This is a genomic window from Neoroseomonas rubea (assembly GCF_016106015.1).
Taxonomy (GTDB): Bacteria; Pseudomonadota; Alphaproteobacteria; order Acetobacterales; family Acetobacteraceae; genus Neoroseomonas; species Neoroseomonas rubea.
The window spans coordinates 1-7,128 of the sequence record NZ_JACADQ010000208.1; the positions used below are offsets into that span (position 1 = coordinate 1).

Genomic DNA, 7,128 nt, shown 5'->3' on the forward strand with positions numbered 1-7,128 from the left:
GCGCGAGGCCGCCCGCGCCCTGGAACGGCTGCCGCCGCCGAACGAGGACGCGCAGCCCGCGCTTGCCGCGCTCGCCGCCGCGCAGGATGCGCTCGCCGAGGCCGAGAGCGCCCTCTCCCGCCTGCTCTCCGAAGGCGGGCCCGATCCGCGGCGGCTCGAACAGGTGGAGGAACGGCTCTTCGCGCTGCGCGCCGCGGCGCGCAAGCATTCCGTCGCCGTCACCGACCTGCCGGCGCTCGCCACCGACCTCCGCGCGCGGCTCGAAGCGCTCGACGCCGGGGCGGGGCGCGTCGCGGCGCTGGAACGCGACGAGGAAGCGGGGCGCCGCGCCTACCTCGCCGCCGGCGCCGCCCTGACGGAAGCACGGCGGGAGGCCGCCACCCGGCTGGAAAAGGCGGTCGCGAAGGAACTCCCGCCGCTGAAACTCGACCGCGCGCGGCTCGTCATCGACATCGCGGCGAAGGACGAACCCGCCTGGGGGCCGGACGGGCAGGACCGCGTCACCTTCCTCGTCAGCACCAACCCCGGACAGGCGCCGGGGCAACTCGCCAAGATCGCCTCGGGTGGCGAGCTCTCGCGCCTCATGCTCGCGCTGAAGGTCGTGCTCGCGCGCGGCTCGCCCGTGCCGACGCTCGTCTTCGACGAGGTCGATTCCGGCATCGGCGGCGCCACCGCGGCCGCGGTCGGCGAACGGCTCGCGCGCGTGGCGGAACGGCTGCAGGTGCTGGTCGTCACGCATTCCCCACAGGTCGCCGCGCGCGGCGCGGCGCATCTGCGCGTGGCGAAACAGCTGCGCGGCGGGCGCGCCGAGACGCGCGTGGAAGCCCTGCCCGAAAGCGAACGGCGGGAGGAGATCGCGCGTATGCTCGCCGGGGAGAAGGTGACGGATGCGGCACGGGCCGCCGCCGAGAGCCTGATGCAGGATGCACGGTGATGGAAAGGTCGGGGGAGGAGAACCTCCCCCGAACCCCCTCCCTTTTCTGGCTTTCCGCCCTTGCAGGAGGGGAGCGCCATGATCATCCGCAGCGCCAGGACGCAGGACGCCAAAGGGCTGCTCGCGCTGATGCGCGACCTCAACGCCGACCAGGGCAATCCGACGGACCTGCTGACCGAAGCACACGTCACGCGCGACATCATCGAGGACCAGCACACCATCGCCATCGTCGCCGAAGCGGAGGACGGCACGCTGATCGGCTACGCCACGGCACACGCGACCTATGAGACCGGGCACGCGGAACGCGGGATCTATGTCGCCGACCTTTACGTCGCGTCCGCCCATCGCCGGCAGGGCATCGCGCGCGCGCTGCTCGCCGCCACGGCCCGGCGCGGGCACGCCATCGGCGCGCGCCACCTCTGGCTGACGGCACAGGATAACAACACCGCCGCGCACGCCTTCTACCGGCGGCTCGGCAGCAGGGGCGAAGCCGTGCATGCCTTCGCCGTCGTCCACCAGGACTTCCTGAACCTCGCCGCGGAGCCGCCGCCATGATCGTCCGCACCGCACGCCAGGATGAAGCGGCCGAGGTCGCGGACCTCATCAACGCCATCAACAGACTCGACGGCGCGACGCCGCCCGTCGCCATGACGGCCGCCATCGTCACGCGAGACCTGCTCGGACCCGCGCCGCGCGCCATCCTGCGCGTCGCGGCGGAGGATGCGCGCCTCGCCGGCTTCGTCACTGGCGCCGCGGTCTACGACGCGGCGCGCGCGGCCTCGGCGATGCTCGTGCTGGATCTCTACGTACGGCCCGAATGCCGCCGCCGAGGCGCGGCGCGGGCGCTGATGGCGGCCCTGGCGGCCCGCGCGCGGGCAGATGGCTGCGCCTGCCTCTGGTGGGGCGTGGATGAGGGAGACGATGAGGCGACGGCGTTCTACAACGCCATCGGCGCCGCGTCGGAAGGCTGGTTCGACGGCCGCATCCTGGACGGCGCCGCCTTCGCGACCCTCGCCGACGAAGCCGCGCCATGACCGACGACACGACGCTCCGCCGCCGCGACGTGGACAGCCTGACCGAAGCCGAGGCCGCGGCCGAACTCGCCGCGCTGGCGGCCGAGATCGCCCGTCACGACGCGCTCTACCACGGCCAGGACGCGCCGGAGATCAGCGACGCAGCCTACGACGCCCTCGTCGCACGCAACCGCGCCATCGAGGCGCGCTTCCCCCAACTGGTGCGCGACGACAGCCCCTCCCGCCGCGTCGGCGCCGCGGCGGCGGAAGGTTTTTCGAAGTCCCGCCATGGCGAGCCGATGCTCTCCCTGGACAACGTCTTCTCGGACGAGGAGTTCGCTGAGTTCTGCGCCCGCATCCGCCGCTTCCTCGGCCTCTCGCCCGATGAACCGCTCCGCTTCGTGGGCGAGCCCAAGATCGACGGCCTGTCGATCAACCTGCTCTATGAGGACGGCGCCTTCGTGAAGGGCGCCACGCGCGGCGACGGGACCGAGGGGGAGGACGTCACGCAGAACCTCCTGACGCTGCCCGACCTGCCGAAGCGTCTGCACGCCCCCTTCCCCGCCCGCATCGAGATCCGCGGGGAAGTCTTCATGACCAAGGACGACTTCTTCCGCTTCCGCGCCACGCAGGAACAGGCCGCGGCGGACCGCGAAAAGCGTCGGGAACGCGGCGAGAAACTCGGCGACGCGATCGTCGTCCCCGCCAATCCGCGCAACGCCGCCGCCGGCTCCGTCCGCCAGCTCGACCCGCGTATCACCGCGTCCCGCCCGCTGAAGCTGCTCGCCTACGCCATGGGGGCGGCCAGCGAGGCGCCCGCCGACAGCCACCACGGCTTCCTCGACCGCCTCAGGCACTGGGGCTTCCAGGTGAACCCGCTCTCGACGCCACTGGATGGGGAGGCGGAGGCCGCCGCCTTCCAGCGCAGCATCGGCGAGCAGCGCGCCGCCCTGCCCTATGACATCGACGGCGTCGTCTACAAGCTCGACCGGCTGGACTGGCAGCGGCGCCTCGGCTTCGTCGGCCGCGCGCCGCGCTGGGCCACCGCCTGGAAGTTCCCGGCCGAGCAGGCGACGACGGTGCTGATCGACATCGAGATCCAGGTCGGGCGCACCGGCGCGCTGACGCCGCGCGCGGTGATGCAGCCGGTGACGGTCGGCGGCGTCGTCGTCCGCCACGCGACGCTGCACAACGAGGACGAGATCGCGCGCAAGGATGTCCGCGTCGGCGACACCGTCATCCTCCAGCGCGCCGGCGACGTGATCCCGCAGATCCTCGGCGTGGTGGCGGAAAAGCGCCCCGCCGGCGCGGTGCCCTACGCCTTCCCCACGACCTGCCCGGTCTGCGGCAGCCACGCGATCCGGGACGGCGAGGACGTGGTGCGCCGCTGCACCGGCGGCCTCGTCTGCGCCGCGCAGACGGTGGAGCGGCTGAAGCACTTCGCCTCCCGCCGCGCGATGGATATCGAGGGGCTGGGGGAGGAGAACATCCAGCTGCTGTTCGACCAGGGCCTGGTGAAGAGCCCCGCCGACATCTTCCGCCTGCGCGGCCATCGCGACGCGCTGCTCGCCCTCGAAGGCTGGGGCGAACGCAAGGTCGGCAAATTGCTGGAGGCGATCGAGGCGCGGCGCGGCGTCCCACTCGAACGCTTCATCTTCGCCCTGGGCATCCGCCGCATCGGGGAGCAGAACGCGAAGCTTCTCGCGCGCCACTACCACAGCCTGGAGGAATGGCGCGCGCGCATGATCGCCGCCCACGTCATCGGATCGGAAGCGCGCGAGGAGCTCGGCTCCATCCAGGGCATCGGCCCGGCCATCGCCGAGGAGCTGGTGGAATTCTTCGCCGAGCCCCGCGCGCTCGCCGCGCTCGACGACCTCGCGCGCGAAGCCCCTCCGCTGCCCGCCGAGGCCGCCGCGGCATCCGACAGCCCCTTCGCCGGCAAGACGCTGGTCTTCACCGGCACGCTCGAGACGCTGACGCGCGACGAGGCCGAGGCGCAGGCCGAGCGGCTCGGCGCGAAGGTGACGAAATCCGTCTCGAAGAAGACCGACTTCGTCATCGTCGGCGCCGATGCAGGATCGAAGGCCGCGAAGGCCGCGGAGCTCGGCGTCCGCACGCTGACCGAGGCCGAGTACCGGGAGATGGCGGGGCTGTAGAGCGATATCCGATCGGCCGGAAACAGCCGATCGGATTTCTGGCGCCACACGTCCGTGAACCTGCAGCACGAAATCCGATCGCACCGAGCCGGCGCGACCGGATGGTGCCGCAGCGCAAAAAGCCGTTCCCTTCCGATCGCAGCCCCCGGCATGATCCGATCGCGGTCCGACCGCCAAGGACATCCAAGGGAGACGCCCATGCAGCGCCGCACTGCGCTGGCCGCCCTCGCGGCCATCCTGCTCGCCTTCGCACCCCCTGCCCGCGCCCAGGCGCCGGTCACCATCGTCACCGCCTTCGGCGCGGGCTCGGCGGCCGACATCGTCGCGCGGCTGCTCGCGGCCGAGTTCCAGCCGATCCTCGGCGTGCCCGTCGTCGTCACCAACGTCACCGGCGCGGCCGGCACCATCGCCACCAACCAGGTCGTGCGCGGGCGGGCGGACGGGCAGACGGTGCTGTTCAGCCCGATCGGGCCCATCGCCATCCAGCCCAACTTCATGCGCAACGCGGGCTACACCGCGGCCGACCTGACGCCGATCTGCATGGTCAACCGCGCGCCGCTCATCATGATGACGCCGCAGAATTCCGGGCTGCGCACCATCGCTGACGTCGTCGCCCGCGCGCGGGCCGGCCACTTCGCCTACGGAACCACGGGCGTCGGCACCACGCCGCATCTGTCCATGGTGATGTTCGCGCGCGCCGCGGGCGTGCAGATGGAACACATCACCTATCGCGGCCCGGCCGACGTCATGATCGCCTTCGCCCGCGGCGACGTGCTGGTGATGAACGACCATCCGTCCTCGATCCGCGCCAACAACCTGCACGCCATCGCGACGCTGGCCGCCGAGCGCTTCCCGGACTTCCCGGGCACGCCGACCTTCCGCGAGCAGGGCTTCGACCTCACCATGCACATCTGGCACGGGCTCTTTGCCCCGCGCGGCACGCCGGAAGCGGCGATCCAGCGCTTCGAGGCCGCCTGCGCCCAGGCCGTGCGCAGCGAGGCGATGCGCGTCGGCCACGAGCGCATCCAGACGCCGATCGTGCATCTCGGCGCACGGGACTTCGCCGCGGTCGTCGCGCAGGACATCGACCGGATGAAGCGCATCATCGACGAGAACAACCTCCGCCAGGCGGAGTGACGCGGCGCGGGGCTCAGGCCGCGCCGAGCGCCGCGAGCCCCGCGCGCAGCAACCCCACGGGGTCCCGCCCCGCGCCGCGCGTGACCGTCGCGATATGGCTGCCCGGCAGCACGACATGCCGCGCGCCGGGGATCAGCGCGCTCGACAGCGGCACCAGGCCGTCATTCGGACCGTGGCCGCGCTTCTCCATCCAGCGCGCGGCCGCGAGATGCAGCCTTTCACGGCCGCTTGCCGCGCCTTCCTCCAGCACCGTCGCCAGGCACGCCACGGGCAGCGTCGCAACCAGCCGCGCGACGCCCTCCGCCTGCGCCTCCATCCAGGTGCGGCGCGCCGTCGTCGTCAGGTCCCGCACGCCATCCCCGCTGCCGATGCGCAGGAGCCGCGCGAGGCCGCCCGCCGCCGCGCCGAGCGCGCCATGCCCCATCACCGCATCCGCGATCGGGCTGCCGAGGAAGGGCGACTGCATGGCGAGCAGCCCCGTGCAGCGCGCCGCGACGCGTGGGTCCATCAGCGCCGCCAGCGCCTCGAGCCCGCCCTTGCTGTGCGCGACGAGCAGCACCGGCGCAGGTTCGGCGAGGATCGCCTCCGCCAGTCTTCGCGCATTGGCCGCGACGGGTTCGGCGGTGCGCAGCGGCACGACGGAAGGATGCGCGCCCTCGGCCCGCAGCCAGTCCACCAGCGGGTGCATGTAGTCGAGGCCGAAGGGATGCATGGCGGCGACGAGCTCGCCCATCAGCCCATAGACGAGGAGGATGCGGCGGGTCATGGCTGGGGGGAAGGGAACTTCCCCCCCGCACCCCCCCAACCTTCTTTGTCTTCTGGAGACTGCCCTCCGAAGTCAGGTCCCAAAAGACAAAAAAGGGAGGGGGCCCGGGGGAGGTTCTCCTCCCCCCGACCTTTCAGATCCTCGCGCATGCGCGCTCGAGCCACTTGCGCGTCGCCCCCTCCACCAGCGGCGCGACCTCGGCCAGCACCCGCGCGTGATACGCGTCCAGCCACTCCCGCTCCGCCTGCGTCAGCAGCGTCGCGTCGATCAGCGCGCGGTCGAAGGGGGCGAGCGTCAGCGTCTCGAATTCGAGGAACGGCTTGGCCGCGCCGATGGAGGACGGCACGACGAGCAGCAGGTTCTCGAGCCGGATGCCGTATTCGCCCTGCGCGTAGAAGCCAGGTTCGTCCGACAGGATCATCCCCTCGCGCAGCGGCACCACGCGCGCGGCGCGCGAGAAGGCCGCCGGCCCTTCATGCACGGACAGGAACGACCCCACGCCGTGCCCCGTGCCGTGGTCGTAGTCGAGCCCCGCATCCCACAGCGCGCGCCGCGCCAGCGCATCCAGGTGCGGCCCCGCCACCCCCGCCGGGAAGCGCAGAGTGGCGAGCGCGATGTGCCCTTTCAGCACGCGCGTCGCGCGGTCGCGCAGCGTGGCGGGCGCGGGCCCCGGCCCGGTCCAGAGCGTGCGCGTGATGTCGGTGGTGCCGTCGAGGTACTGGCCGCCGGAATCGATCAGGTAGCATTCGTCGGGCGCGATGCGACGGTCGGTCTCCGGCGTGACGCGGTAGTGCACGATCGCGCCGTGTTCCCCGGCGCCGGAGATGGCGGGGAAGGATTCCGCGTGGAAATGCTCGCCGTCGCGGCGGAAGGCGAGCAGTCGCGCGGCGGCGGAGATCTCCGTCAGCCCGCCCTTCGGCGCTTCTTCCGCGAACCAGGCGAGGAAGCGCGCCATGGCGGCGGCGTCCCGGCGATGCGCGGCGCGCGCGCCCTCGCGCTCGACCGTGTTCTTGCAGGCGCGCGGCATGCGGCAGGGGTCTTCGCCGGTGGCGATGACGGCGCCCGCGGCGCGCAGGCGGTCGGCGAACCAGGCGGGCGTCGCCTCGGCGTCGAGCCGCACGC

7 protein-coding genes are annotated in these 7,128 nt (G+C 72.5%); 5 read left to right on the forward strand and 2 right to left on the reverse strand.

The window, feature by feature from the left end; genetic code table 11:
- The 5 genes from HW577_RS17090 to HW577_RS17110 all read left to right on the forward strand — a co-directional run.
- On the forward strand, positions 1–934 hold a 934-nt coding region (locus tag HW577_RS17090; RefSeq protein WP_474100246.1), incomplete at its 5' end, for a DNA repair protein RecN.
- A gap of 78 nt (positions 935–1,012) precedes the next feature.
- Positions 1,013–1,489 (forward strand): GNAT family N-acetyltransferase, encoded by a 477-nt coding sequence (locus HW577_RS17095; protein ID WP_198377356.1) that lies wholly within the window; start codon positions 1,013–1,015, stop codon positions 1,487–1,489.
- Positions 1,486–1,968, forward strand: coding sequence for a GNAT family N-acetyltransferase (locus HW577_RS17100; RefSeq protein WP_198377357.1), 483 nt, complete (start codon positions 1,486–1,488; stop codon positions 1,966–1,968). Before HW577_RS17095 ends, HW577_RS17100 begins: the two co-directional genes overlap by 4 nt.
- Positions 1,965–4,103: an NAD-dependent DNA ligase LigA gene (ligA, locus tag HW577_RS17105; RefSeq protein WP_198377358.1), complete on the forward strand. Its 2,139-nt coding sequence runs from the start codon at positions 1,965–1,967 to the stop codon at positions 4,101–4,103. The genes HW577_RS17100 and ligA overlap by 4 nt, the downstream gene beginning before the upstream one ends.
- A gap of 198 nt (positions 4,104–4,301) precedes the next feature.
- Positions 4,302–5,240 (forward strand): tripartite tricarboxylate transporter substrate binding protein, encoded by a 939-nt coding sequence (locus tag HW577_RS17110; RefSeq protein ID WP_198377359.1) that lies wholly within the window; start codon positions 4,302–4,304, stop codon positions 5,238–5,240.
- Between the two features lie 13 nt (positions 5,241–5,253).
- Here HW577_RS17110 and HW577_RS17115 read toward each other — a convergent pair whose 3' ends face one another.
- Together HW577_RS17115 and HW577_RS17120 are read right to left on the reverse strand one after the other, a co-directional pair.
- The gene (locus tag HW577_RS17115; RefSeq protein ID WP_198377360.1) at positions 5,254–6,006 is read right to left on the reverse strand and encodes a lipase family protein; all 753 of its coding nucleotides are present in this window, start codon (positions 6,004–6,006) and stop codon (positions 5,254–5,256) included.
- Positions 6,007–6,139: 133 nt separating this feature from the next.
- Positions 6,140–7,128, reverse strand: a 989-nt coding sequence (locus HW577_RS17120; protein WP_198377361.1) for a M24B family metallopeptidase, incomplete at its 5' end; no start/stop codon positions are given.